Consider the following 253-nt stretch of genomic DNA (forward strand, 5'->3'; position numbering starts at 1 on the left):
CTCACTATTGGCAACGATCGAAACGTTGTAGTCCATGATGCCGTGCATTTCTGTTTGTAGAAAGTTTAGGACCACAGATAACAACCCGTTTTTACCTCCACCACGACCAAACATCCAAAGGAACTTGCGGTAAACATTCCGGTCATTCTTTTTGAAATAAAAAAAGATAAATGCGATTAAAAACTTCTGGAATGGTTGCATTGGGAAATACCATTTCTCACCATAAGCAATGCACTTATCAATCATCACATCA

The 253-nt window shown here is 38.7% G+C and carries 1 pseudogene; it reads right to left on the reverse strand.

What is annotated here, in order from left to right:
- Positions 1–253 (reverse strand): annotated as a pseudogene (locus IAE45_RS19135) (terminase large subunit); the annotation flags it as partial.

It is taken from the genome of Enterococcus sp. S53 (assembly GCF_016516865.1).
GTDB lineage: Bacteria > Bacillota > Bacilli > Lactobacillales > Enterococcaceae > Enterococcus_D > Enterococcus_D innesii.